The 25,986-nt window shown below is 39.8% G+C and carries 23 protein-coding genes; 14 read left to right on the top strand and 9 right to left on the bottom strand.

Features of this window, described 5'->3' with window-relative positions; translation table 11 throughout:
• Window positions 1–34 precede the first annotated feature (34 nt).
• From fabY to typA, 4 genes are all read right to left on the bottom strand, one after another.
• Window positions 35–949, bottom strand: a complete 915-nt coding sequence (gene fabY, locus GWI59_RS03690) for a fatty acid biosynthesis protein FabY (protein ID WP_072064853.1) — start codon at window positions 947–949, stop codon at window positions 35–37.
• A gap of 36 nt (window positions 950–985) precedes the next feature.
• Window positions 986–1,423, bottom strand: coding sequence for a D-aminoacyl-tRNA deacylase (dtd, locus tag GWI59_RS03685; RefSeq protein ID WP_072064855.1), 438 nt, complete (start codon window positions 1,421–1,423; stop codon window positions 986–988).
• A 67-nt stretch (window positions 1,424–1,490) separates the two neighbouring features.
• Entirely contained in the window at window positions 1,491–2,108 is a 618-nt protein-coding gene (yihX, locus tag GWI59_RS03680; protein ID WP_006534588.1) for a glucose-1-phosphatase, read from the bottom strand.
• Window positions 2,109–2,453: 345 nt separating this feature from the next.
• Window positions 2,454–4,289 carry a ribosome-dependent GTPase TypA gene (typA, locus tag GWI59_RS03675; protein WP_006534586.1) on the bottom strand — a complete coding sequence of 612 codons (1,836 nt, stop codon included), beginning with the start codon at window positions 4,287–4,289 and terminating at the stop codon, window positions 2,454–2,456.
• Window positions 4,290–4,648: 359 nt separating this feature from the next.
• Between typA and glnA the strand changes: the two genes are divergently transcribed.
• The 3 genes from glnA to glnG all read left to right on the top strand — a co-directional run bounded on the left by glnA (window position 4,649) and on the right by glnG (window position 8,724).
• Entirely contained in the window at window positions 4,649–6,058 is a 1,410-nt protein-coding gene (glnA, locus tag GWI59_RS03670) for a glutamate--ammonia ligase (protein WP_072064860.1), read from the top strand.
• A gap of 184 nt (window positions 6,059–6,242) precedes the next feature.
• Window positions 6,243–7,289, top strand: coding sequence for a nitrogen regulation protein NR(II) (glnL, locus tag GWI59_RS03665; protein WP_072064861.1), 1,047 nt, complete (start codon window positions 6,243–6,245; stop codon window positions 7,287–7,289).
• 10 nt (window positions 7,290–7,299) lie between these two features.
• Complete coding sequence (gene glnG / locus GWI59_RS03660) at window positions 7,300–8,724, top strand: nitrogen regulation protein NR(I) (RefSeq protein ID WP_006534580.1); 1,425 nt, start codon at window positions 7,300–7,302, stop codon at window positions 8,722–8,724.
• A gap of 146 nt (window positions 8,725–8,870) precedes the next feature.
• Here the strand turns inward: glnG and hemN are convergent, their stop codons facing one another.
• From hemN to GWI59_RS03635, 5 genes are all read right to left on the bottom strand, one after another.
• The gene (hemN, locus tag GWI59_RS03655) at window positions 8,871–10,244 is read right to left on the bottom strand and encodes an oxygen-independent coproporphyrinogen III oxidase (RefSeq protein ID WP_109399115.1); all 1,374 of its coding nucleotides are present in this window, start codon (window positions 10,242–10,244) and stop codon (window positions 8,871–8,873) included.
• Between the two features lie 836 nt (window positions 10,245–11,080).
• Window positions 11,081–11,737, bottom strand: a complete 657-nt coding sequence (locus GWI59_RS03650; protein WP_109399116.1) for a DUF799 domain-containing protein — start codon at window positions 11,735–11,737, stop codon at window positions 11,081–11,083.
• Window positions 11,734–12,087: a DUF4810 domain-containing protein gene (locus tag GWI59_RS03645; RefSeq protein WP_072064868.1), complete on the bottom strand. Its 354-nt coding sequence runs from the start codon at window positions 12,085–12,087 to the stop codon at window positions 11,734–11,736. Before GWI59_RS03645 ends, GWI59_RS03650 begins: the two co-directional genes overlap by 4 nt.
• Window positions 12,088–12,110: 23 nt before the next feature.
• A complete protein-coding gene (locus GWI59_RS03640) occupies window positions 12,111–12,785 on the bottom strand; it encodes a CsgG/HfaB family protein (protein ID WP_006534576.1) in 675 nt (224 codons plus the stop codon).
• 485 nt (window positions 12,786–13,270) lie between these two features.
• On the bottom strand, window positions 13,271–15,610 hold the full coding sequence (locus GWI59_RS03635; protein ID WP_072064869.1) for a Tex family protein: 2,340 nt from the start codon (window positions 15,608–15,610) through the stop codon (window positions 13,271–13,273).
• A 182-nt stretch (window positions 15,611–15,792) separates the two neighbouring features.
• On the opposite strand from GWI59_RS03635, the gene greB reads away from it, so the two are divergent.
• The 11 genes from greB to GWI59_RS03580 all read left to right on the top strand — a co-directional run bounded on the left by greB (window position 15,793) and on the right by GWI59_RS03580 (window position 25,873).
• Window positions 15,793–16,272 carry a transcription elongation factor GreB gene (greB, locus tag GWI59_RS03630; RefSeq protein WP_006534574.1) on the top strand — a complete coding sequence of 160 codons (480 nt, stop codon included), beginning with the start codon at window positions 15,793–15,795 and terminating at the stop codon, window positions 16,270–16,272.
• Window positions 16,273–16,421: 149 nt separating this feature from the next.
• Window positions 16,422–17,144 (top strand): osmolarity response regulator transcription factor OmpR, encoded by a 723-nt coding sequence (ompR, locus tag GWI59_RS03625; protein ID WP_006534573.1) that lies wholly within the window; start codon window positions 16,422–16,424, stop codon window positions 17,142–17,144.
• Complete coding sequence (gene envZ, locus GWI59_RS03620) at window positions 17,141–18,481, top strand: two-component system sensor histidine kinase EnvZ (protein ID WP_115065680.1); 1,341 nt, start codon at window positions 17,141–17,143, stop codon at window positions 18,479–18,481. The genes ompR and envZ overlap by 4 nt, the downstream gene beginning before the upstream one ends.
• Window positions 18,482–18,685: 204 nt before the next feature.
• Window positions 18,686–19,726, top strand: coding sequence for a phosphate ABC transporter substrate-binding protein PstS (gene pstS, locus GWI59_RS03615; RefSeq protein ID WP_006534569.1), 1,041 nt, complete (start codon window positions 18,686–18,688; stop codon window positions 19,724–19,726).
• A 76-nt stretch (window positions 19,727–19,802) separates the two neighbouring features.
• Complete coding sequence (pstC, locus tag GWI59_RS03610; protein WP_161723990.1) at window positions 19,803–20,762, top strand: phosphate ABC transporter permease PstC; 960 nt, start codon at window positions 19,803–19,805, stop codon at window positions 20,760–20,762.
• A 1-nt stretch (window position 20,763) separates the two neighbouring features.
• Entirely contained in the window at window positions 20,764–21,666 is a 903-nt protein-coding gene (gene pstA / locus GWI59_RS03605) for a phosphate ABC transporter permease PstA (protein ID WP_072064874.1), read from the top strand.
• A gap of 29 nt (window positions 21,667–21,695) precedes the next feature.
• Entirely contained in the window at window positions 21,696–22,472 is a 777-nt protein-coding gene (gene pstB, locus GWI59_RS03600) for a phosphate ABC transporter ATP-binding protein PstB (RefSeq protein WP_006534565.1), read from the top strand.
• 14 nt (window positions 22,473–22,486) lie between these two features.
• Entirely contained in the window at window positions 22,487–23,221 is a 735-nt protein-coding gene (phoU, locus tag GWI59_RS03595; RefSeq protein ID WP_006534564.1) for a phosphate signaling complex protein PhoU, read from the top strand.
• Window positions 23,222–23,435: 214 nt separating this feature from the next.
• The gene (locus GWI59_RS03590; RefSeq protein WP_072064877.1) at window positions 23,436–24,275 is read left to right on the top strand and encodes an ABC transporter substrate-binding protein; all 840 of its coding nucleotides are present in this window, start codon (window positions 23,436–23,438) and stop codon (window positions 24,273–24,275) included.
• A gap of 106 nt (window positions 24,276–24,381) precedes the next feature.
• Entirely contained in the window at window positions 24,382–25,119 is a 738-nt protein-coding gene (locus GWI59_RS03585) for an amino acid ABC transporter permease (RefSeq protein WP_109848006.1), read from the top strand.
• 1 nt (window position 25,120) lies between these two features.
• Window positions 25,121–25,873, top strand: coding sequence for an amino acid ABC transporter permease (locus GWI59_RS03580; RefSeq protein WP_109399121.1), 753 nt, complete (start codon window positions 25,121–25,123; stop codon window positions 25,871–25,873).
• The last annotated feature ends 113 nt before the right edge of the window (window positions 25,874–25,986 follow it).

Below are 25,986 nucleotides of genomic sequence, written 5' to 3'. Positions count from 1 at the left end.
TCCCTTTAAATGACTTTAAAGATAGCTAGCTGAATTAGCACTGCTTATTTTGTGAAGGTAAAACGATATAAGTACCACTAAAAACAGCACCAACACCTTCATCACCACAAATATCAACATCTAGCTTAATTCGTGCCTTACTCCCCTTCGCTAATCGCCCTAAATCTCCGCTTAAATTTTCCATATCAGCAACGGCAGCAGGACGCCCTGATACAGGTTTGCGATAACGAATATGCGCATCCACCAACACAATATCACCTTGCAACTTATGTTCTTGCATTAATAGCCAAATCAATCCCCAACCCGTTAATGTTGCGAGTGAAAATTGGCTGCCTGCAAAAATAGTGTGGTGAGGGTTTTGGTTCCCCGCTTCTGGAATAGTGGTGTAAAAACGTGTTCCCGTATATTGAGTAATACGTAACCCCATTTTTTCACTTAAAGGAATATGTTGATGCCACTGTTTTTGTAATTCAGCACACCAATCAGGCCGATGAAGAATATCATCTAAAGACTCAATACTTTTTTTCATAAAAAAGTGCTTAATGGGTGTTGTTTGCGGGCCTGTCACTAAACCACAATTTTCATAACCCAATTTTTCAAAGAAACTTACAGATTCTTCTCTCGCACTACACACTATTCGTTTTATACCCTCTTGGCGAGCCAATGACTCAAGTGCCATAGCAACGAGAGTACCTAAACCTTTACCTTGTGCATCCGTGTGCACCGCCATAAAGCGAATAGCACCCTCATTATCGGCATTGATATAGAGTCGTCCAATCGCAACAGGTTGTCCTGTTTCATCGACAACCATTTGGTGATGTGCAAAGGTGTCATAACCGTCTTTTTCAGAGCCTTCAGGTTGATGTAGAGGTTTACGAAGCATTTCCCAGCGAAAAGCATAATAGGCATCAAATTCGGCCTCTGTTTTTGGGGTTCGTAAATGGTACATATCTGAGCTCCTTTTAACATCACTGCTCGTTCGATGTTATACCTGTAACCAGAAGGTAACAGGGCCATCATTCGTCAGTGTAATTTGCATATCTGCGGCAAATTGGCCTGTTTGCGTTTCTAAGCCTTGTTGCTGACATTGTTCAATAAAGTAGTGATAGAGATTTTTCGCTAATTCTGGGGGGGCGCCATTCGAAAACCCAGGACGCATTCCTTTTTGTGTTTCCGCGGCAAGTGTAAATTGAGAGACAACTAATAAACTGCCACCAGCTTGTTGCACATTTAGGTTCATTTTGTCGTTTTCATCACTAAAGATGCGATAACCACATACTTTTTCACATAATCTTTTGGCTTTCTGTTCGTTGTCGTCTTTCTCTACACCTAATAAAACCAATAAACCTTGATTAATAGCACCGACTGTTTCACCTGCAATATCCACTTTTGCCTGTGTCACTCGTTGAATTAATGCGATCATACTCTCTCCAAAATAAATCAATAAAAAAGGATAACAAACTCAGCCTATTGTTATCCTTACGATAGCATTATTCTTCTACTGGGAGAGAAAAATCATAATCTTTGAAATAATCGATAATGGTATTTTTATCAACTACATGCACGGCTTTCATACCAACCGAAAGAGCAGCATCGACATTAGCTTGTAAATCATCAAAAAAAATGGCGTCTTGTGCTTCAACATTTTCAGACTCCAAAACATACTTAAACAGTTCAGGATCGGGTTTTCTCATACCAAGATCTTGCGATAAGTAGAGGAAATCAGCGGAAGCTGCGATTTCAGGATAATGCTCTGGCCAGTAATCATGATGCAAGCGATTCGTATTTGATAACACCACAACCCGATGTCCTTGCTCTCTTAATTTATTCATTATATCAATGACTTCAGGTCGTACTGCGATAAAAATAGCCTGCCATCCTTCAGCAAATTGCTCAAAACTTAAGTTCATGCCAAGTTCTGAGTTAATTTCTTCAGCAAATTCGATATCTGTAATATTACCGCGCTCGTGTAATTTAAAAACTTCGCCGGCTGTGAAGTTCTTTTTTATACTTGCTAATGGAACACCACTAAGCTTACTCCATACTGCGAATACTCGGTTAAAATCGATATCAATAATCACATTACCCATATCAAAGATATAAAGCATAAATCCTCTCCATAATAGAAAACTCGTTTTACTTTAATCATAAATCGCGTTACTGAACAGGCTTAAACGCTAAAAAAGTACAATAATCACACTTAATTTTTTGTAAAACATAAAATCCAAAGAGGGAGAGATAAAAAAAGAGATGAGAAGCATCATTATCTAAAATGAGATTATGGGGTGATGATAAAACATGATAAAAGGTGGGAGAAGAAAGGATTGATGGAAAACTTATGCGGCAGAGATTATTTTCCACCGCATTCGTCTTTTATAGCAATATATACTCTTGATGAGTATAAACTCAGGGCGCTAAACGCGCCCTAAGAATTATGTTATCAAAATAACGAATTAGTCTTTGCTACGGTAAGCACGACGACGATCGTTTTCTGACAGATAACGCTTACGCAGACGAATAGACTGCGGAGTAACTTCAACTAACTCATCGTCATCAATAAATTCTAGTGCTTGTTCTAATGTTTGTTTCAGGTGTGGAGTCAGCGTTGTCGCCTCATCGGTACCAGAAGCACGCATGTTAGTCAGCTTTTTACCCGTTAAACAGTTTACTGTTAAGTCATTAGAGCGAGTATGAATACCAATTACTTGGCCTTCATAAACTTCTGCACCATGAGTAACGAATAATTTACCACGGTCTTGTAAGCTATACAGTGCGTAAGCAACGGCTTTACCTTGGCCATTAGAGATCATAACACCATTATTACGGCGACCAATTTCACCTGGACGAACATCATCATAGTGACTGAATGTTGCATACAGTAAACCAGTACCTGATGTCATGGTCATAAATTCAGTACGGAAACCAATCAGACCACGGCTAGGGATAATGTAGTCTAAACGTACACGTCCTTTACCATCTGGTTGCATATCACGCATTTCGCCTTTACGCTCACCCATCGCTTGCATCACATCACCTTGGTGCTGTTCTTCAATGTCGATAGTCACTTGTTCAAAAGGCTCTTGTTTACGACCGTCAATATCACGGAAGATAACTTTAGGGCGAGATACGCCTAATTCGTAACCTTCACGACGCATATTTTCAATCAGAACTGACAGGTGAAGCTCACCACGACCTGATACACGGAATGCATCTGGATCTTCTGTTTCTTCTACACGTAATGCAACGTTATGGACTAACTCTTTTTTCAGACGATCTAAAATCTGACGAGAAGTCACAAACTTACCTTCACGGCCACAGAAAGGTGAAGTATTAACACAGAAATACATGCTAACAGTTGGTTCATCAACGGCTAATGCAGGTAGCGCTTCAACAGCACCCACTTCACAAATCGTATCAGAGATATTCAGTTCACCTAAACCAGTGATTGCAATGATATCGCCAGCTTCAGCAACATCAACTTCGATACGCTCTAAACCTAAATGGCCTAAAACTTTACCGACTTTACCATTACGGGTATTACCTTCGCTATCGATAATAGTCACTTGCTGGTTAGGTTTAACTTTACCACGCTTGATACGACCGATACCGATAACACCTAGGTAGTTGTTGTAGTCCAACTGAGAAATTTGCATCTGGAATGTACCTTCCAGATCAACTTTTGGTGGCTCTACATATTTGACAATAGCTTCATATAACGGAGTCATATCTTCAGCCATGTCATTATAATCTGTTCCCGCAATACCGTTTAATGCAGATGCATAGATAATTGGGAAATCAAGTTGTTCGTCAGTTGCACCTAAGTTTACGAACAGGTCAAATACCTGATCAACAACCCAGTCTGGACGCGCACCAGGGCGGTCAACTTTATTGATAACAACAATTGGTTTTAAGTTGTTAGCAAACGCTTTTTGTGTCACAAAACGAGTTTGTGGCATTGGGCCATCCATCGCGTCAACCAGCAATAGAACGCTGTCTACCATAGACATAACGCGTTCTACCTCACCACCGAAGTCGGCGTGTCCTGGGGTATCTACGATGTTAATACGATAGTCATTCCATTTAATCGCTGTATTTTTCGCAAGAATAGTAATTCCGCGCTCTCTTTCGAGATCATTTGAGTCCATCACGCGCTCAGCAACGGTTTCACGTTCACCGAACGTACCAGATTGCTGTAGTAATTTATCGACGATAGTTGTTTTACCATGGTCAACGTGGGCGATGATGGCGATATTACGCAAGTTTTCGATCACAAAATTTGCCTCAGGCATTGTAGAAATAAGCGCAGTATTGTACACGCTTTAGACGAGAGACTAAACAAGATCACAATAATGATTGCTTAACAATATGCAATTAATTGAATTGTGATCCTTTTCACGCCTCAGAATTTAGTAGTATCCGTTCCGTTGCACCAAAATAGTGCAACTAATTAGGCTTAATTTGCACCAAGTTTGTGCAATAATTAAAAAATCACAGGAGATATTCTACACTAAACTTCATCAATACAGTATATATCCCTTTTTAGATAAGTTGGCATGCTTTTCGCAATAGAATTTAGGTGAGCAAAAAATTCACCGAAAAATGTGTAAGGCCACTGCACTCAATAAAACCATTCGCCAGGAGAGTTCCTATGTCCCTTGAACATGTGTTATCCATGATTGAAGAACATAAAGTTAGATATATTGACTTACGTTTCACTGATACCCGCGGTAAAGAACAACATCTTACTATTCCGGCTCATCAGGTTAACGATGATTTCTTTGAAGAAGGAAAAATGTTCGATGGTTCCTCTATTGGTGGCTGGAAAGGCATTAACGAATCAGACATGGTACTGATGCCTGATGCAACAACCGCAATGCTCGACCCATTTTTCCAAGATCCAACCCTGATTATTCGTTGTGACGTTTTAGAACCGGGCACAATGAAAGGTTATGACCGCGATCCTCGTTCTATTTCAAAACGTGCTGAAGACTATTTAAAATCAAGTGGTATTGCAGACACAGTACTGTTTGGGCCAGAACCCGAATTCTTTCTATTTGATGACATTCGTTTCAAAAACGATATTTCGGGTGCTTCTTACGCTATCAACGATATTGAAGCGGCTTGGAACACCAATACCAAATATGAAGATGGCAACAAAGGTCACCGCCCTATGGTGAAAGGGGGTTATTTCCCACTGCCACCTGTTGATTCATCACAAGATATTCGTTCTACCATGTGTAACATTATGGAAGAAATGGGCTTAGTGGTTGAAGCACATCACCATGAAGTAGCAACTGCAGGTCAAAACGAAGTAGCAACTCGCTTCAATACCATGACCAAAAAAGCAGATGAAACCCAAATTTATAAATACGTGGTACAAAACGTGGCTCACGTATTTGGTAAAACAGCGACCTTTATGCCAAAACCTCTCGTGGGTGATAACGGTTCAGGTATGCACTGTCATATGTCACTGTCTAAAAACGGTGTAAACCTGTTCGCAGGCGACAAATACGGCGGATTATCTGAAATGGCGCTGTATTACATCGGCGGTATTATCAAACATGCTCGTGCATTAAATGCATTTACTAACCCAACCACTAACTCTTACAAACGTTTAGTCCCTGGTTTTGAAGCACCTGTAATGCTGGCTTACTCTGCGCGTAACCGTTCAGCGTCAATTCGTATTCCAGTGGTTGCCAGCATGAAAGCACGCCGAATTGAAGTACGTTTCCCTGATCCTTTAGCAAACCCTTATCTCGCGTTTGCAGCTCAATTAATGGCTGGTCTTGATGGAATTATCAATAAAATTCATCCTGGTGATGCTATGGATAAAAACCTCTATGACTTACCGCCAGAAGAAGCAAAAGAGATCCCAACGGTCGCAGGCTCATTAGAAGAAGCATTAAATGCATTAAATGCAGATCGTGAATTCTTAACCCGCGGTGGTGTATTTACTGATGATGCTATTGATGCTTATTTAGAGTTATTACGTGCGGATGTTCAACGTGTACGTATGGCACCACATCCTCTTGAATTTGAAATGTATTACAGCGCTTAAGATAAGTTTTACTGATAAAAACTTAAGCCAAGATGTAAAACTGTTTTTTTTGCCGTGAAGCTATTTTGCCCATCTTCGGATGGGCACTTTTCTCCCACTTAAGGAGTCCATCTATCACTTACGCATTGGTTCATTAATGCAATAAAGGTAAGATGCACTAAAATGGTGCAAAGAGGTATTCAATATGGAAACGGCGGACTTACCTGACAATACATTAATTTTAGACTCATTGATTCACTCAGTATTGGTTATCAACAAAGAGTTTATTATTTGCTACGCAAATCATTCTGCGTTACAGGTTTTAGCACAAAGCCGTCGAAAATTATTTGAAACGCCTTTCACTGCCCTTTTCAGCTATTACTCCTTTGATGCTGATTTAATGCGTGAAACATTAGCAAATGGACAAAGCTTTACCGACAATGAAGTGATATTGGTTGTAAATAACCAATCACACACAATGTCGCTCAGTGCCCAACCTATTTCCGAACAACATATTTTGCTGGAACTGGCGCCTATGGATAGTCAACGCCGGTTAAGCCAAGAGCAGATACAACAAGCCCAGCAAATGGCTGCTAGGGAATTGGTTAGGGGGCTGGCACATGAAATTAAAAATCCGTTGGGCGGATTACGGGGTGCGGCTCAATTGCTCGCAAAATCCTTACCTGATCCTGCTTTAACGGAATATACGCAAGTCATTATTGAACAAGCTGATCGCCTACGTGTGCTGGTGGACAGATTACTCGGCCCCCAACATCCAGGGACAAAAACACATCAGAGTATTCACCATGTCGTTGAGCGCGTTGCTCAACTTATTTCTCTCGAATGCCCTGAAAATGTTACCTTGCTAAAAGATTACGATCCCAGCTTACCTGAGTTATCACATTACCCAGATCAAATAGAACAAGTACTCCTAAATATTACTCGTAACGCCTTACAAGCTGTTGAAAAAACAGGAGGGACGATTATTTTGCGTACCCGTACTGCTTTTCAAGTCACACTCCATGGTGAGCGCTACAAACTGGTTGCACGTATTGATGTCATTGATACGGGTGATGGCATTCCTCCTCATCTACAAGATACGCTTTTTTACCCCATGGTGAGTGGTAGAGAAGGAGGAAATGGGTTGGGATTATCAATTGCGCGTAATTTAGTCGATCAACATGCAGGTAAAATCGAATTTACCAGTTGGCCCGGAAATACTGAGTTTTCTATTTATTTACCAATTAAGTAGGAGATAACCAATGCAAAAAGGAAATGTATGGGTTGTTGATGATGACAGCTCAATTCGCTGGGTACTTGAACGTGCCATTTCTCGTGAAGGTATATCTTGTAAAACCTTTGAACATGCGAATGATGTGCTTAATGCACTCAATACAGAAATACCTGATGTGTTGTTATCAGACATTCGTATGCCTGATATTGATGGTTTATCTCTTCTTAAAATCATTAAAGAAAACTACCCTACTTTACCCGTGATAATTATGACTGCGCATTCTGATCTGGATGCCGCAGTAAATGCTTATCAACAAGGGGCTTTTGATTACTTACCAAAGCCATTTGATATCGACGAAACATTAGCATTAATTGACCGCGCTATTACGCATTATCGCGAGCAAAAACAACCGAATACCGATGAAACCTCACTGCAATCAGTTACCGATATGATTGGTGAAGCACCTGCAATGCAAGAGGTTTATCGTATTATTGGTCGACTTTCTCGTTCCTCAATCAGTGTACTTATTAATGGAGAATCGGGTACGGGAAAAGAGCTAGTCGCACATGCATTACATCGCCACAGCCCAAGAGCTTCCTCTCCTTTTATTGCTCTCAATATGGCAGCTATTCCTAAAGATTTAATTGAATCAGAGCTTTTTGGTCATGAAAAAGGGGCATTTACAGGTGCTTCTCAAGTACGCCAAGGGCGATTTGAACAAGCCAATGGCGGTTCTCTTTTTCTTGATGAAATTGGTGATATGCCTCTCGACATTCAGACACGGTTACTGCGAGTGCTTGCTGAAGGGCAATTTTATCGAGTCGGCGGTTATGCTCCAGTTAAAGTTGATGTGCGCATTATTGCCGCTACACATCAAGACTTAGAAAAGCGCGTTCAAGCCGGTGATTTTCGTGAAGATCTCTATCATCGACTTAATGTAATACGTATTCAATTACCACCATTACGTGATAGAACGGAAGATATTCCCAGCTTAGCGCGCTATTTTCTGCAAAAAACAGCAAAAGAATTGGGCGTCGAAGCCAAAGTATTGCATCAACAAAGTTTGCAAATCATGATGGAATACAACTGGTCAGGCAACGTTAGACAATTAGAGAATGTGTGTCGCTGGTTAACGGTAATGACGGCAAGCCAAGAGATTATGCCTCAAGATTTACCACAAGAAATTCGCCAACCTGATGAGAGAGCCAAAAATATCAATCGAATTGCTTCTTCTCAACATTGGTCACAACATCTTTCATTATGGGCAGATGAAGCATTAGGGGAAGGAAAAGAAAACATCTTAACAGATGCTCTACCTCAATTTGAACGCACACTATTACTCAGTGCCTTGGCATATACACAAGGACATAAACAAGATGCCGCACGACTATTAGGTTGGGGCAGAAATACACTAACCCGTAAATTAAAAGAGTTAGGGATAGAGGAATATTAATCCTCTATATTCGTCATCCTTCAAGTTGCAAGGGTGTTGGCTACGCTCAGCTACCGAATCACATACATGAGTATGCTCATCGGGATATCTTTGCTTGCCGCCTACCTGCAACTCAAATGATTTAGAGTATATACCCTCTTTTGTATTTAAATTACACGAGAGAATTGACGTTGGCGCATTTGATTTCGTAAATAGGTATCAAAACACATGCAGATATTACGAATAAGCAAACGTCCTCTTGGTGTCACTTGAATGCCGTCAGCTGTTATTTCAACTAAACCGTCATCTTTCATTGGCACAAGTAATTCTAAATCTTCTTTAAAATAGTCATGGAAGACAATATCGTGCATTTTTTCAATATCAGAAAAATGCAGATTAAAATTACAAATTAAGGTTTTAATTACATCACGGCGAATACAATCATCATGAGTCAGTGATAAACCTCGCCATAGTGCATTACCTTCACTATTTACGCGCGCATAATACTCTTTCAATACCTTCTCATTTTGCGCATAGTTATCCCCTAACATACTAATTGCAGAAACACCCATACCTAATAAATCACACTCTTCATGAGTGGTATAGCCTTGGAAATTACGATGTAAAATACCTTTGCGCTGAGCCACGGCTAATTCATCATCAGGCTTTGCAAAATGATCCATTCCAATAAATTGATAGCCATTTGTCGTTAGCGTGGAAATGGTTTCTTGTAATATTTCTAATTTTTCTTCCGCTAAAGGGAGGTCTTCATCTTTAATTTTACGTTGAGCTGCAAATAAATTAGGTAAATGAGCATAATTAAATACACTTAATCTATCTGGTGATAATTCAATGACACGTTTTAATGTGAAGGCAAAACTCTCTTTGGTTTGCTTAGGTAAGCCATAAATTAAATCAATACTGGTGGAGTGAAAACCCACTTCACGCGCACGCTCTACTAATGCAAAAATAAACGCTTCATCTTGCTCACGATTTACTTTTTGTTGTACTTCTTTATTGAAATCTTGCACGCCCATACTCAGGCGGTTAAAGCCTTCATTACGCAAATGATCGATAACATCTAATTCAATCTCACGCGGGTCAATTTCAATAGAAAGCTCTGCATTATCGACAAAATCAAAATGCTGACGTAATAACGAAACCAATCGACTAATTTGTTGCTTATCTAGAAAAGTCGGTGTCCCCCCCCCCCAATGCATTTGAGTCACTTTTCGGTCTTTAAAATAGCGTGCTCGATTAATAATTTCTTTTTCTAAAACATCAAGATACTCATCTGCTTTATGTTTATGGCGCGTAATAATTTTATTACAGCCACAGAAATAACACAGCTTATGGCAGAAAGGAATATGGATATAAAGTGATAAAGGGCGCTCAGGATAACGTTGAGTCGCTTTGATAAAATCAGCATCGCCATATTGCTGATTAAACTCTAATGCTGTTGGGTATGATGTATAGCGAGGACCTGAATAGTTATACTTATGGATCAGGTCAAGATCCCAAATAATTGTTTGTTCTGACATGCCTCTACCTTCCAAAAGTGAACCGCTGATATTTCATACCAGCAAACAGACATTATGAATATCTGGAAGATATAGTGTAACCAATAAATCAGAAACTGAATATGATCGAAAGAGGTATCGCATAAATCTCTATCTTCTTATTGATAGACGATAACTCTCAAATATACGGCGTGATGTAAATCACATTATATAAAAATAGTCTTATCCATTAAAGATATTCATGAATAAATTAAGTTTATTCAATATGTTAGTCGTTTAAATTTATTGTGGAATATCAGAAGAAAACTTTTACACCGAGTTTAAAGCGATATATTACTCAAAATACGATTTAAATTAATTAAATATCTCGTTATATTGGTTTTATTATTCTTTTATTCCCTCTTAATTCGATGATTATAATAATAGTAACATTTATACCTTTACCTAAATTATAATATTACATATCCTAGAGACAAACATTGATTAATATCCAAATCAGTCGTGTTTTGATTTAAATTTGAGAGTCATTTAAAGAATAAAGGTCGCTATATTACAAGGAAAGATAGCATCCCCCATACCTTATCTTATTCTAATTGACCAGTCTCTTTTATATACCCGAATTATGGATTATTAACCATGGAAGGAAATGGACTAGCAACCAAGGATGGTTTATCTTTTCAATAACAGCACTTCTTTTTTATTTCCTCTCTATCTCATACTTATCAGATCGTAAGTATAAGCAGTATTACCTAACATTAAATAAGAATAATTATTATCCGTAAATAAAATAAGGCTCTGCTTATTTTAAACTAATTAAACAGAGCCTTTCATTATAATGCTTATTTTAGTGTATTTACTTATTTTGCATCTTTACCATAATTAGGTGAGCGAGGACCGTATAAAATACCATTGACTTTACCGGCTGAAAGTAACCGCACACTGGTTATTCCTGCAATTTGGTAACTCTTATCAGAAACGGTATTAACAATTTGATTCACAACAGCTGAAACCAACATCCCGACTAAACTACCTGATGAACCGTCTGTTTCTGTACTTGATGCCGTTGCAGAGCTGCTCCACAACACGCCACCATTACGAAGATCAACAAGCTTAGCAGTCACGGTCACTCTCGTATCACTGGAAATAACTTGATATGACGTTCCAAACTCGGTGATATCTAAGTATAAAACAGCATCTGCCCCAAAGATTTCACGTAATTTATTAGGACTTACCGCGTGAATATCCCCAGCCATGGATAAACCATTTTGCTTAAATGTCTCTTCAACGACAGCAACCGGGAAAACATAATATCCTGCTTCTGCCAAAGGGTATGTCACTTGAGATAAGAAACTGTGCCCTGCTTCAACTTCCGTTGTGTGGTTTTGCGGCACTAAGACTAAAATACTTTTTGGTTTACTCTGTTTAAATGCAGTGTAATCTGTTTTAACTGGCTGGGCGCAACCCGTTAATACCAACGTAAAAGCCAAGCAAACTAAAGTGAATAAGCGACTCATTTTTGCATTCCTTTATTTTTCATCAGGCGATCCATAAATTCTGCTGATTCAGGGTAAAGTGCTTTTTCCTCATTAAATTCAGCCATCGCTAAATCTAATGCACCTGTCGCACCATATAACATGCCTAAATGCGCATGTAATCCTGGTGGAATACCTAATGATTTAGCACGAGAAAGTTCGATGCTTTTCTTTAATGCATCAATCTGTGCTTGAGGGTCACTTTCACTTTGTTGATAGTGTTGATAAACCACTTGTTGATAACTGTCCCAGTTATAAAGTGGTTTAGGGCCACTTGCACAGCCCGTCAGTAATAATGCCCCAAAAGCAAGGCTTACTAATGATTTAGACATCGTTATATCCTTATAAAGACATATTATTTTGAAGGCTGCCAAGCATTGCTCTCAATACCTGCAACTAAGTTATTAACCGCTTCACGAATCGCTAAATCTAGCACTTTACCGTTAAGTGTTGAGTCATAGCTTGCTGTTCCACCAAATCCAATGATTTCACGGTTAGAAAGCTCGTATTCACCCGCACCTTGAGATGAGAACACCACTTCTGATGTGTTTACATTCACAACGTTTAAATTGACTTTTGCGTAAGCAACTTGGGTTTTACCTCGGCCTAAAATACCAAATAATTGGCGATCACCGACTTCTTTACGGCCAAATTCAGTGACATCACCCGTAATAACATAGGTTGCACCTTTTAATTGCTGGCTTTGGCCTTTAATACCCGCTTCTTCTTTTAATTCAGATAAATTAGCTCTATCTAATACATTAAAACGCCCAGTCTGTTGTAAGTGCGTCATTAAAATGGTTTTGGATTGATTACCTAATCTATCAACACCATCAGAGAATATTCCATTCATATAACTAGAACGGTTATCAAACTTACCAATTGAAATAGCGCTCTTAGTGCCTGTATAAGTTGTGTGATAGGTTGCGACTTTAGCAACCTCTAAAGAGCGTGAAGATTCTGATGCACAGCCTGCTAGTAATGAAGCAGAAATCATGATCAAACCAAACGATAATTTATTTAAATTCATATTCATAACCTAATAAAGGTGAAATAAACCTATAGATATTCATTCTATTAATTAAGATAGAGTTGGTATAAACGGAAACAATGGTTTCCAGTTCTAGCTCATAGACGTTCACTTAAAAACCTCAATAATAATAAGGTTATAAGACGATCAACTCATATTTATAATATAAAGGTAATCAGCGATAGGGAGAATAGAAGATGATTGATAAAAATAATAACAAATAAATATAGAGATAAAACAGAGAATGCTTTGTTTATTATTTTTTTAATATCACTTAAGTCAGTTCAATATTAAAGCTATAAAAAATAGAAGAGAATTTATATTACCTTACTATTTAATTAATTCTTATAAGTATCTTTATCAAAAGAAAACATCTAAATAATGTGTAATAAAAAAGGCGATATAACCTATATTAGTTATATCGCACTTATTATTCTCGTTCTTTTTACCAACTACCAACTAATAGGGTAGCAATAAATGCGCTATTAGCGTTTTTTTCCAAATGCTGCGGCTAAAGCATCACCCATTGCACTATTTCCTGCATTATTACCATTACTCATTGGCTGACGGTTATTACGAGCTGTTTTTTGCCCTTTGTTATTTCTAACAGAATTCGTGTTATTTGATGATGAATGTTTTTTATCACTATCACCCGCGACTTCATCTAAACGCATAGTCAGTGCAATGCGCTTGCGAGCTAAATCCACCTCAAGAACTTTAACTTTAACAATATCACCCGTTTTTACCACAGTATGTGGATCTTCAATAAATCGATCTGCTAAAGAAGAGATATGAACCAAGCCATCTTGGTGTACACCGATATCAACGAATGCGCCGAAGTTCGTCACGTTAGTCACAGTTCCTTCAAGGATCATACCACTGACTAAGTCATTCATTGTTTCGACACCTTCAGCAAACGTTGCCGTTTTAAACTCTGGGCGAGGGTCACGCCCTGGTTTTGCTAACTCTTTTAAGATGTCATTAATCGTTGGTAGACCAAACTGCTCCGTGATAAACGCTCTTGCATCAACCTGTGAGATCAAAGCGCTATTTCCCATTAAATCGTCAATCTTTTGCTGCGTAGATTGCAGGATATTTTCCACAACAGGATACGCTTCAGGGTGAACTGTTGAGGCATCAAGTGGGTTTTTGCCATCACGAATACGCAAGAATCCTGCACATTGCTCAAAAGCTTTTGGCCCTAAACGCGCCACTTTGAGTAACTGTTTTCTATCAACAAAACGACCGTTTTCATCGCGCCAGCTAATAATATTTTGAGCAATAGATTGGCTAAGTCCTGCAACACGCGTTAATAATGGTACTGATGCTGTATTTAAATCCACACCAACACTATTCACACAGTCTTCCACGACAGTATCCAGTTTTCTGGCTAATAATGTTTGGCTAACATCATGCTGATATTGACCAACACCAATTGATTTAGGATCAATTTTTACCAGTTCAGCCAACGGATCTTGTAAACGGCGAGCGATAGATACCGCACCACGAATAGAAACATCTAAATCAGGAAACTCGTTAGCAGCAAGCTCTGATGCGGAATATACGGACGCTCCTGCCTCACTCACAATTACCTTTTGTGCTTTGACATCTGGGTAACGTTTTACAGTTTCAGCAAAAAAGCGTTCGGTTTCACGAGAAGCAGTACCATTGCCAATTGCCACCAGTTCAACATTATGCTTAATACATAACGCCGCAACACTGGCTGCCGCTTTATCCGCTTGGCCTGTATGTGGATAAATCGTATCTGTGGCGATTAATTTACCAGTGCTATCAACAACCGCAACTTTAACACCGGTACGTAAACCAGGATCAAGCCCCATTGTGGCACGCATGCCGGCAGGAGCAGCCATCAATAGATCATTAAGGTTACGAGCAAAAACATTAATCGCTTCTTCTTCCGCTTTTTCTCGTAATTGGCTCATCAGTTCTGTTTCAATATGCATTAAAACTTTTATGCGCCAAGTCCAACTTACAACCGCTTTACGCCAGCTATCTGCGGGTTGATTATTTAAACGTAACCCTAAATGTTCCGTAATCAGTTGTTCACCGTAGCTCTCTTTGGGTGCTTCTTCAAATTGTGGATCTGGATTAAGTGATAATTGAAGAATACCTTCATTTCGACCACGAAACATTGCTAATGCGCGGTGAGAAGGAACATTAGCAATAGGTTCATGATGATCAAAATAATCACTAAACTTCGCCCCTTCTGCTTCTTTACCCTCAATCACTTTGGCAACAAGGTGTGCATTTTTCCATAGATATTGACGGACTTTCGCTAATAATCCAGCATCTTCTGAAAAGCGCTCCATTAAAATATAACGCGCACCATCTAAAGCGGCTTTCGTATCATTCACGCCTTTTTCTGCGTCGATATAAGCGGTTGCCACTTCTTCTGGATTATTTTGTGGTTCATTCCACAGTAAATCCGCTAAGGGTTCTAATCCATTTTCAATCGCAATCTGCCCACGAGTACGGCGCTTAGGCTTATAAGGAAGATAGAGATCTTCAAGCTCTGTTTTACTTTGAGTGTCATTAATTGAAGAACGTAACTCAGGCGTTAATTTTCCTTGTTCTTCAATTGATTTTAAAATTGTTTGGCGGCGATCGTTGAGTTCCCGTAGATAACTAAGGCGAGTTTCTAATTGACGTAATTGCGTATCATCTAGTCCGCCGGTGACCTCTTTACGATAACGGGCAACAAATGGCACCGTATTCCCTTCATCCAGTAACGTTATAGCCGAAAGGACTTGCTGGGGCTTAACTGAGAGCTCATCTGCAATAATTCGGCTTAATGATTCATTCATAAAATATTTACCTACCGAGAGGAATAGTTAAAAAAAGATGGTTATTATACACGCAGAGCACTAAAAAAATTGGGCAAATTTCCTATCTATCTCGACAATTATGAGGAAATTAACAGATTATTTTAACATTCACGTTATAGTATCTTTATGAAATTCAATGTTGATGATAGTTTTTATTTGTAATGGCAAAAAGTAACTATATTACTCGTGATGGCTGGTATGCCTTAGACAAAGAGCTAAAATATCTTTGGAAAGAAGAACGCCCCCGTGTCACACAATCGGTTTCAGAAGCCGCGGCACAAGGTGACCGTTCAGAAAATGCTGAATATATTTATGGAAAGAAGCGATTACGCGAAATTGATAGACGTGTTCGTTTTTTATCAAAACGTCTTGATGAGCTAAAAATCGTTGACCCAGATCCTCGCCAAGAAGGAAAAGTCTATTTTGGTGCTTGGGTTACGCTTGAAGATGATGACGAAAATGTCAAAACCTTTAGACTTGTGGGTCCCGATGAATTTGACCCAGCAAAGCAGTGGATTTCTATTGATTCCCCTGTTGCCAGAGCGCTTATTGGTAAGCAAGTTGATGATGAAATTAGTGTGCAAACACCAGGTGGTGAAGTTAATTACTGCGTATTATCTATCAAGTATCATTCAGAATAAGGCAAATAAATAGATTTATTCTCTTTATCCTCACCAAAGAACAAGTTTTATCTATAAATTATTAATATTTATTCTTTGTTTTTGGTTTAATATTCTTATCGATGATAGAATTCGCTAATAGAAGCATTTGCACTTCGGGAGCTTAAAAAATGCAAGAAAGTTATAAAGTGCTAATCGTAGATGATGATTTACGTCTACGTTCACTACTCGAGCGTTATTTGACAGAGCAGGGTTTTCAAATCCGTACTGCTGCAAACGCTGATCAAATGGATCGTCTGCTCACACGTGAATCTATCCACCTTATTGTGCTCGATTTAATGCTTCCAGGTGAAGATGGCTTATCTATTTGCCGTCGCTTAAGAAGCCAAAATAACCCTATTCCTATTATTATGGTTACAGCAAAAGGGGAAGAGGTTGATAGAATTGTAGGGCTTGAAATTGGCGCTGATGATTACATATCAAAACCTTTCAACCCAAGAGAATTACTCGCACGTATTCGCGCCGTTCTTCGTCGCCAAGCAAACGAACTGCCCGGTGCACCATCACAAGATAATGCCATTATCTCTTTTGGTAAATTCAAGCTAAACCTTGGTACACGTGAAATGTTCCACGAAGAAGAGCATATGCCTCTGACAAGTGGTGAATTTGCTGTATTGAAAGTGTTGGTATCACACCCTCGTGAACCGCTTTCTCGTGATAAGTTAATGAGCCTTGCTCGTGGTCGCGAATACAGTGCAATGGAGCGCTCAATTGACGTGCAAATTTCTCGTTTACGCCGCATGATTGAAGAAGATCCAACACATCCTCGCTATATTCAAACGGTTTGGGGTCTTGGTTACGTCTTTGTTCCTGATGGAACCAACGTTCAATGAGAAGGCTGAGGCTTTCCCCTCACAATAAACTGACACGCTCGTTATTTCTGGTTATCTCGCTGCTTTTTTTTAGCTTGATAGCCAGCTATATCCTTGTGCAGCATCTTATTGTTGGGCCAAGCCTTCAGCAATTTAATAAAGTATTAGCGTATGAAATACGCACATTAGTACCTGAAGAACTGATCCTAGTTGACGGCACTCCGCTAAAAATATCCCCGGCTTTACGCAATAAAATCTATAACGAATTAGGCATTTCTTTCTTTGATAAAGAAGCTGCACTTAAGGAAGGGCTCTATTGGGCAAAAATAGACGATGAATTAAGTGAACAGATGACTGAATATCTTGAGGGGAAAACTGAAATTTGGATCGAGAATACGCTGGAATATCCTGTTTTATGGGTCAATACACATATTTCCCCTTCTCTTTGGATCCGTGTACCACTAACTGAATTAGGGCAAAACTTCTTACTGCCTGTTTATCGACAAGCGATTATTTTTATTATTATCGTTGTCGCTTTTTTCTGGCTTTATAGTCGTTTTCAAAATCGCCCACTCAATGAAGTAGAGTATGCTGCGCGCCGGATTGGAAAAGGCGTCATTCCTCCTCCTATTCCTGAATCTGGCTCTTCAGAAATGCGTTCAATCATTCGCGCCTTTAACCAGATGTCATCAGGAATTCGCTCATTAGACAATGATAGAACACTTGTTATGGCAGGTGTTAGTCATGATTTGCGTACACCACTGACTCGTATTCGTTTAGCAACTGAAATGATGAGTCCCGAAGATAGTTACCTCGCAGACTCTATTAATAAAGATATCGAAGATTGTGATGCTATTATTGGGCAATTTTTAGACTATATGCGCACGGGTAAAGAGATATCTTTAGAACTGTGTGATATGAATAATCTATTACAAGAAGTCATTTCAGCTGAATCTAATTCAGGAAAAATCAGTGAAGAACATCTTTATCCAGAACCCATTAATATCACAGCTAATCCTATCGCTGTAAAACGAGCACTTGCCAATATGGTTGTCAATGCCACCCGCTATGGCAATGGCTGGATAAGCGTTTCAAGTGGAAAAAATGAAGAATATGCATGGTTTCAAGTCGAAGATGATGGCCCTGGTATTCCACAAGAGGATAGACAACGTCTTTTCCAGCCTTTTGTTCAAGGTGAACAAGCACGTAGCTCAACGGGGGCGGGTTTAGGATTATCCATTATTCGCCGTATCATGGATGCTCACGGTGGTTATGTTGAGCTTGATGATAGTGTTAAAGGTGGATTATTAATTCGAGCTAACTTTCCATTAAAAGAGCGAGAAGACGAAGACGATTAGGCACATCTTAATCTATCTCTTTTTATCTTTCTCACTTCCTTTTTTTCTTTCTCCCCTATAAATATTTCATCATTTTTATGCTTTGTCATAAAACTGTCACAATTAAGACATTTAATTGTCATCTAACTGACCTATTGTCTGTGCGTACCGTAACCGAAGTTGATAGATGTCGAAAATTATTCTACCTATCCCACAGGAGGGATTATGAAACTGATGCGTACCACCCTGACTAGTGTCATTGCCGCTGCGTTTTCAATGACCGCTCTTTCTGCACAGGCAACGACCTCGCTGACTGGTGCTGGCGCAACGTTCCCTGCCCCAGTTTATGCTAAATGGGCAGATTCCTATCAGAAAGAAACGGGTAACAAAATTAACTACCAAGGCATTGGCTCCTCTGGTGGTGTTAAACAAATCATTGCTAATACCGTTGATTTTGGTGCTTCTGATGCGCCATTAGCAGACGATAAATTACAAGCTGACGGTTTATTCCAATTTCCTACTGTGATTGGTGGCGTTGTTATGGCAGTCAATATTCCTGGTATCAAATCAGGTGAACTGACCTTAGATGGCGACACTATCGGTAATATCTATCTAGGCAAGATCCAAAAATGGAACGACCCGGCCATCGCTAAACTCAATCCAGGCTTAAAATTACCAGACCAAAATATCGCGGTTATTCGTCGTGCTGATGGTTCAGGTACCTCTTTCGTTTTCACTAGCTACTTATCAAAAGTAAATAGTGCATGGAAAGATGGCGTGGGTGCTGGCTCTACCGTTAAATGGCCAACAGGCTTAGGTGGAAAAGGAAATGATGGTATCGCTGCATTCGTTCAACGTGTACCGGGTTCAATTGGTTATGTTGAATATGCTTACGCGAAACAAAACAATCTTGCTTATACTAAATTAGTCACCGCTGACGGCGAAGTCATCGCGCCTACAGCAGACAGTTTCAGTGCGGCAGCAAGAAAAATCGATTGGAGCAAAAGCTTTGCACAAGATCTGACTAACCAAAAAGGTGAAAATGCATGGCCGATTACTTCAACCACCTTTATCCTTGTGCATCAAACACAAAAAGATGCTGTGAAAGGTAAAGAAGTACTGAATTTCTTCAACTGGGCTTATGAGAAAGGTAATCAGGAAGCGAAAAATCTTGATTATGCCGTCTTACCAACCGAAGTTGTAGAACAAATCCGCACAGCGTGGAAAACAAGTATTAAAGACAGTAATGGTAAACCGATTTACTAATAAAACGGCAACCATTAAGAAATTAGTTAACGTTCACCCCCTGTAAAACAGGGGGTAATAAATTAAAAGAGGCTTTATGGCCGAGCACACAACGGTAATAAAGACCCCTAGTAAACGAGGGGACGTTATTTTCAGCGCACTAGTCCGTCTAGCTGCGTTGATTACGCTTTTGCTTTTAACAGGTATCATTGTTTCACTGATTTTTGCTTCATGGCCAAGTATTCAGCAGTTTGGCCTTTCATTCTTATGGACAAAAGAATGGGATCCACCAGCACAGGAGTTTGGTGCATTAGTACCGATCTACGGTACCATTGTGACCTCAGTCATCGCACTGATTATTGCTGTTCCTGTCAGTTTTGGTATCGCCCTTTTCCTCACTGAATTAGCGCCTAATTGGCTAAAACGTCCATTAGGTATTGCGATTGAGTTACTCGCGGCTATCCCAAGTATTGTTTATGGTATGTGGGGGCTATTTGTCTTCGCACCACTGTTTGCCACCTATTTCCAAGAGCCTGTCGGTAATGTGCTTTCATCCATTCCTATTGTGGGTGAGCTTTTCTCAGGCCCTGCTTTTGGTATTGGTATCTTAGCTGCAGGTGTTATCCTCGCTATCATGATCATTCCTTATATCGCTTCTGTGATGCGTGATGTGTTTGAACAGACACCTGTCATGATGAAGGAATCAGCCTACGGTATTGGTTGTACAACATGGGAAGTGATTTGGAATATCGTTCTACCTTATACCCGTAACGGTGTTATCGGTGGCGTTATGTTGGGATTAGGCCGTGCCTTAGGTGAAACCATGGCGGTGACCTTTATCATCGGTAATACCTACCAATTAGACTCTATCTCACTGTTTATGCCAGGTAACAGTATCACGTCTGCATTAGCGAACGAATTTGCTGAAGCAGAAACGGGATTACACACTGCTGCATTAATGGAATTAGGGCTTATCTTGTTTGTCATCACCTTTATCGTTCTCGCGATTTCTAAGTTTATGACATTACGTTTATCAAAAAATGAAGGAGCGCGCTGATATGTCTAAAACATCCTCTTCTTCATTACGAGTTCAAACAGAAAACGAACTGCGTGTACGCCATAAACGCCAACTTTGGCGTCGTCAAAAAAACCGTATCGCGCTGTTTTTATCTATCTCGACTATGGCATTTGGTCTTTTCTGGTTAACGTGGATTTTATTCTCTACGTTCACCAAAGGCTTTGATGGCATGTCAATCGCGCTTTTTACTGAAATGACTCCACCACCGAATACTGATGGTGGTGGATTGGCGAACGCCATTGCTGGTAGTGGCTTACTGATTTTGTGGGCGACGGTTATTGGAACACCGTTAGGTATTCTTGCAGGGATTTATCTGGCTGAATATGGTCGTCGTTCATGGCTTGCTGAAACTACACGTTTTATTAACGATATTTTGCTGTCAGCGCCATCAATCGTCGTCGGACTCTTTGTCTACACCATTGTGGTTGCACAGATGCAGCACTTTTCAGGATGGGCTGGGATTATCGCATTAGCGTTACTGCAAATTCCTATCGTGATACGTACCACTGAAAATATGTTGAAGTTAGTCCCTGATAGCTTACGCGAAGCCGCTTACGCATTAGGAACACCAAAGTGGAAAATGATCTCTAAAATCACCTTAAAAGCCTCGGTATCAGGCATTATCACGGGTGTGTTATTAGCGATTGCACGTATTGCCGGTGAAACAGCACCACTGTTATTTACTTCACTATCAAATCAATTCTGGAGCACAGACTTAAACGAACCGATAGCTAACTTACCTGTGACTATCTTTAAGTTCGCCATGAGTCCTTTTGCACAATGGCAAGAGCTTGCTTGGGCTGGCGTATTACTTATCACCCTCTGTGTTCTATTTATCAATATTATTGCGCGCGTGCTGTTTGCTAAACGCAAGCACGGTTAACGCAGAAAGTTAAGCAAGAGAGACGTTGAATGATTATGGCTAATGATAACGCAGGAAATAAAATTCAAGTTCGTGATTTGAACTTCTACTACGGTAAATTCCATGCGCTGAAAAATATCTCTTTAGATATTGCCAAAAATAAGGTGACTGCATTTATCGGCCCTTCTGGCTGTGGTAAATCAACCTTACTGCGTACTTTTAATAAGATGTATGAGCTTTATGGCGAACAACGTGCAGAAGGCGAGATTCTGCTAGATGGCAACAATATCCTGACAGATAAGCAAGATATCGCGCTATTGCGTGCCAAAGTCGGTATGGTGTTCCAAAAACCAACACCTTTCCCGATGTCAATTTATGACAACATCGCTTTTGGTGTACGCTTATTCGAAAAGTTATCTCGCGCTGATATGGACGAACGTGTTCAGTGGGCTTTGACTAAAGCCGCATTATGGAACGAAACCAAAGATAAATTACATCAAAGTGGATATAGTTTATCTGGTGGTCAACAACAGCGTTTATGTATTGCACGCGGTATCGCTATTCGTCCTGAAGTGTTATTACTCGATGAGCCTTGTTCAGCACTTGACCCAATCTCAACAGGTCGTATTGAAGAACTTATCAGCGAACTCAAATCAGAATATACCGTGGTTATCGTGACACATAACATGCAACAAGCAGCACGTTGTTCTGATTACACTGCATTTATGTATTTAGGTGAGTTAATTGAATTTAGCGATACGGATACGTTATTTACGCGTCCTGCGAAAAAACAAACTGAAGATTACATCACTGGGCGTTATGGCTGATAACGAGGCAATCAATGGATAATTTAAATCACAACAAGCATATTTCTGGTCAATTTAATGCTGAGTTAGAGCATATCCGTACCGAGCTGATGGTTATGGGTGGGCTTGTTGAAGAACAACTGAAAAAAGCCGTTATGGCAATGCATAATCAAGACCAAGCATTGGCAAATGAAGTTATTGAAGGTGACCATAACGTCAATATGATGGAAGTCGCCATTGATGATGCGTGTATGCGAATTATTGCTAAACGCCAGCCAACCGCGAGTGACTTACGTTTAATTATGGCGATATCAAAAACGATCGCTGAGCTAGAACGTATCGGTGATGTTGCTGAAAAAATCTGTAAAACGGCGCTTGAAAAGTTTTCACACCAGCATCAACCTCTGCTTGTGAGTTTAGAATCTTTAGGTCAACACGCCATACAAATGCTTCATGATGTTCTTGATGCGTTTGCGCGCATGGATTTAGATGAAGCTGTACGCATCTATCGTGAAGACGCTAAAATTGATAATGAATATGAGGGGATTGTTCGTCAATTAATGACTTACATGATGGAAGATCCTCGCACTATTCCAAGTGTGTTAACCGCACTCTTTTGTGCACGCTCAATTGAACGCATCGGCGACCGTTGCCAGAACATTTGTGAGTTCATTTTCTATTACGTAAAAGGTCATGATTTCCGCCATTTAGGGGGCGACCAAGTAGAAAAAATGCTCACCAAAAGTGACGATAGCAACACCTCTAAATAAATTTATCTCTCTTTTTCTTTTCTTCAAAACAGCGACGCTGATGTCGCTGTTTTTTTATTTTCTTATCAATTAATCCCCTTCTAGCTCAACACGTTTTTTTATCTTATTCCTTAAAAGCATATACATATCAATTTTTATTATTTTATGAACTTAGATCAACTTGATAGCGTGATATCCAACATAACGATGATAATTCTTTTCTTTGGGGTGAATAATGAAACTACGTGTTTTGGCAACCGCATTAATTGCAGGCTCTGTGCTTTTCTCTGGTCTTGCAAAAGCAGATAAACTCGATGATATAAAAAAAGCAGGTGTAGTACGTATCGCGATTTTTGATAGCAATCCTCCTTTTGGCTTCATTGATCCTCAAACCAAAAAACTGGCAGGTTATGATGCGGATATCGCCAATGAGATCGCCAACGATTTAGGTGTAAAACTGGAACTTCGCCCAACAAACCCAGCAAACCGTATCCCACTTTTAAGTTCTAAGAAAGTTGATTTAATCGCGGCCAACTTCACCATTACCGATGAACGCGCTAAGCAGGTTGACTTCTCTATTCCTTACTTTGCAACCGGACAAAAATTTATTGCACGTAAAGGGGTTTTAACTAACCCAGAACAAATTCATTCACTGCGCATTGGTGCAGATAAAGGTACTGTTCAAGAAATCACGTTACGTGAACGCTATCCTGACACCAAAGTTATCTCTTATGACGATACACCACTGGCTTTCGCCGCATTACGTAATGGTAACGTACAAGCCATCACACAAGACGATGCAAAATTAGTGGGTTTATTAGCCAATCTTCCTGATGCCATTAAAGCAGATTTTGAAATTTCACCGTTTAGCATCACCCGTGAATACCAAGCAGTTGCAGCAGCTAAAGGTGAAGAACGTTTAATTAATGAAATCAATAACACACTATTAAGATTGGAAAAAGAAGGCAAAGCAGAAGAGATCTATAACCGCTGGTTTGGCCCTGAAACCAAATCAGCTCAACCTCGCGGTGATTTTAAATTTGCCCCACTATCAGAGCAAACACCACAATCTTGATCTTTAAAGCGTAATAACTTTCTTCTTTCATCAAAATAAAGTTATTCCTTTACTAAAACACCTACCCCGCTTTTGCGGGGTTTGGTGTCTACAATAGGCCTATTATATGTTTGAGCAATTTCTATCACATTACCTTCTTGAGCCACACTATTTAAGCTGGCTCTGGAACGGTTTTCTAATCACTTTGCTTATCTCTTTTTGGACTATTGTCATCGCAACATTAATGAGCTTCGCCCTTAGTGCTGCAAGAGATAGCACGTTTGCGCCATTACGCTGGTTAGCCACTGCTTATACTTCACTATTTCGAAATACTCCACTGTTAGTACAGTTGTTCTTTTGGTATTTCGCCTCAGGAGAATTTCTGCCACAAAGCGCCATGATGTGGTTAAACACACCTCATGAGATTGTATTCTTAGGTGTAACACTTTCTTGGCCTTCTTTTGAGTTTTTGGCTGGCATTGTGGGGCTGACATTTTACTCAACGCCATTTATTGCCGAAGAGCTGAGAGCGGGCATTCAAGGTGTTAAACAAGGGCAAAAATATGCCGCTTTAGCACTAGGCTTAACACCGTGGCAATCTATGCGTTATGTGATTTTACCTCAAGCGTTTCGTATTGCTCTGCCTCCTTTGTTGGGTCAATACATGAATGTGATAAAAAACTCATCACTGACTATGGCTATTGGTGTTGCAGAGCTTTCTTACGCATCAAGACAAGTCGAAACAGAATCACTACGTACCTTTGAAGCCTTTGGTGTCGCAACCATTCTTTATATTGCGGCGATAGCCTTGATGGAAGCTTGGGGACAATGGCATCAGCAACGTAAATTAGCACAAGGATATTAAAATGGATTTTACTGTTATTGCTGATAACTGGCAGTACTTACTCTTTGGTGCTTATCCTGATGGGCCTTTAGAAGGTGCAGCGCTGACCATCTTTATCAGTATCATTGCGGGTATTGCATCTATTATTTTAGGTACCTTAGGTGGCATTGCACTTGCGATGCTCAGAGGCATCTGGGTTAACCTTTTCGCGGCTTTTTTAGGTTTTTTCCGCGCTATTCCCGTCATTATGTTGATATTTTGGGTCTATTTTTTATTGCCCGTTGTATTAGGGATGGAAATACCTGAGATCACCACCGTAATTTGTGCATTGGCGTTAATTACATCGTCTTATATTGCACATGGCGTTAAAGCGGGTATCTTGGCGATTGGGAAAGGTCAGTGGCAAGCAGGGTTATCGTTAGGCTTTAATCGCTGGCAAGTGTTGTGGCATATCGTATTGCCACAAGCATTACGCATGATGGTGCCTTCATTTATTAATCAGTGGATAGCCTTAATCAAAGATACTTCATTAGCTTATGTCGTCGGTGTCGGTGAGCTTTCGTTCTTAGCGACACAAGTCAATAACCGCAGTATGGTTTACCCAATGGAAGTCTTTCTGTTTGTTGCTTTTATCTATTTTGTTCTCTGTTTTTCATTGGAAATTATTGCCAATAGAGTGGCTAAATTATTTTCCACACAAAAAGAAAAGCGCCCTTTTTGGCAAAGGGTGTTACCGTTTAGAAAAAAATATTTCACCGAAAAAGAAAAGGCATAGAAAAGGATTTAAATGTATGACTGATCCCGCTATAGAAATTGCATCATGTCGATACCATTATTAGACTTATTAGCCTCCTTACATTTATCCAGTTTAACCCTTAAAGGATCTCA

This window comes from Proteus sp. G2673 (assembly GCF_009915125.1).
Lineage (GTDB): Bacteria > Pseudomonadota > Gammaproteobacteria > Enterobacterales > Enterobacteriaceae > Proteus > Proteus penneri.
This window is presented reverse-complemented; position numbering and strand designations above follow the sequence as displayed.

Excerpts from the sequence above, each read along its gene's own strand:
- glnA (WP_072064860.1), top strand. The coding sequence starts at position 4,649 with ATGTCCCTTGAACATGTGTTATCCATGATTGAAGAACATAAAGTTAGA.
- glnG (WP_006534580.1), top strand. The coding sequence starts at position 7,300 with ATGCAAAAAGGAAATGTATGGGTTGTTGATGATGACAGCTCAATTCGC.
- yihX (WP_006534588.1), bottom strand. The coding sequence starts at position 2,108 with ATGCTTTATATCTTTGATATGGGTAATGTGATTATTGATATCGATTTT.
- pstB (WP_006534565.1), top strand. The coding sequence starts at position 21,696 with ATGATTATGGCTAATGATAACGCAGGAAATAAAATTCAAGTTCGTGAT.
- GWI59_RS03650 (WP_109399116.1), bottom strand. The coding sequence starts at position 11,737 with ATGAGTCGCTTATTCACTTTAGTTTGCTTGGCTTTTACGTTGGTATTA.
- envZ (WP_115065680.1), top strand. The coding sequence starts at position 17,141 with ATGAGAAGGCTGAGGCTTTCCCCTCACAATAAACTGACACGCTCGTTA.
- dtd (WP_072064855.1), bottom strand. The coding sequence starts at position 1,423 with ATGATCGCATTAATTCAACGAGTGACACAGGCAAAAGTGGATATTGCA.
- greB (WP_006534574.1), top strand. The coding sequence starts at position 15,793 with ATGGCAAAAAGTAACTATATTACTCGTGATGGCTGGTATGCCTTAGAC.
- pstC (WP_161723990.1), top strand. The coding sequence starts at position 19,803 with ATGGCCGAGCACACAACGGTAATAAAGACCCCTAGTAAACGAGGGGAC.
- pstA (WP_072064874.1), top strand. The coding sequence starts at position 20,764 with ATGTCTAAAACATCCTCTTCTTCATTACGAGTTCAAACAGAAAACGAA.
- hemN (WP_109399115.1), bottom strand. The coding sequence starts at position 10,244 with ATGTCAGAACAAACAATTATTTGGGATCTTGACCTGATCCATAAGTAT.
- glnL (WP_072064861.1), top strand. The coding sequence starts at position 6,243 with ATGGAAACGGCGGACTTACCTGACAATACATTAATTTTAGACTCATTG.
- pstS (WP_006534569.1), top strand. The coding sequence starts at position 18,686 with ATGAAACTGATGCGTACCACCCTGACTAGTGTCATTGCCGCTGCGTTT.
- ompR (WP_006534573.1), top strand. The coding sequence starts at position 16,422 with ATGCAAGAAAGTTATAAAGTGCTAATCGTAGATGATGATTTACGTCTA.
- GWI59_RS03635 (WP_072064869.1), bottom strand. The coding sequence starts at position 15,610 with ATGAATGAATCATTAAGCCGAATTATTGCAGATGAGCTCTCAGTTAAG.
- GWI59_RS03640 (WP_006534576.1), bottom strand. The coding sequence starts at position 12,785 with ATGAATTTAAATAAATTATCGTTTGGTTTGATCATGATTTCTGCTTCA.
- GWI59_RS03590 (WP_072064877.1), top strand. The coding sequence starts at position 23,436 with ATGAAACTACGTGTTTTGGCAACCGCATTAATTGCAGGCTCTGTGCTT.
- fabY (WP_072064853.1), bottom strand. The coding sequence starts at position 949 with ATGTACCATTTACGAACCCCAAAAACAGAGGCCGAATTTGATGCCTAT.
- typA (WP_006534586.1), bottom strand. The coding sequence starts at position 4,289 with ATGCCTGAGGCAAATTTTGTGATCGAAAACTTGCGTAATATCGCCATC.
- GWI59_RS03645 (WP_072064868.1), bottom strand. The coding sequence starts at position 12,087 with ATGTCTAAATCATTAGTAAGCCTTGCTTTTGGGGCATTATTACTGACG.
- GWI59_RS03585 (WP_109848006.1), top strand. The coding sequence starts at position 24,382 with ATGTTTGAGCAATTTCTATCACATTACCTTCTTGAGCCACACTATTTA.
- phoU (WP_006534564.1), top strand. The coding sequence starts at position 22,487 with ATGGATAATTTAAATCACAACAAGCATATTTCTGGTCAATTTAATGCT.
- GWI59_RS03580 (WP_109399121.1), top strand. The coding sequence starts at position 25,121 with ATGGATTTTACTGTTATTGCTGATAACTGGCAGTACTTACTCTTTGGT.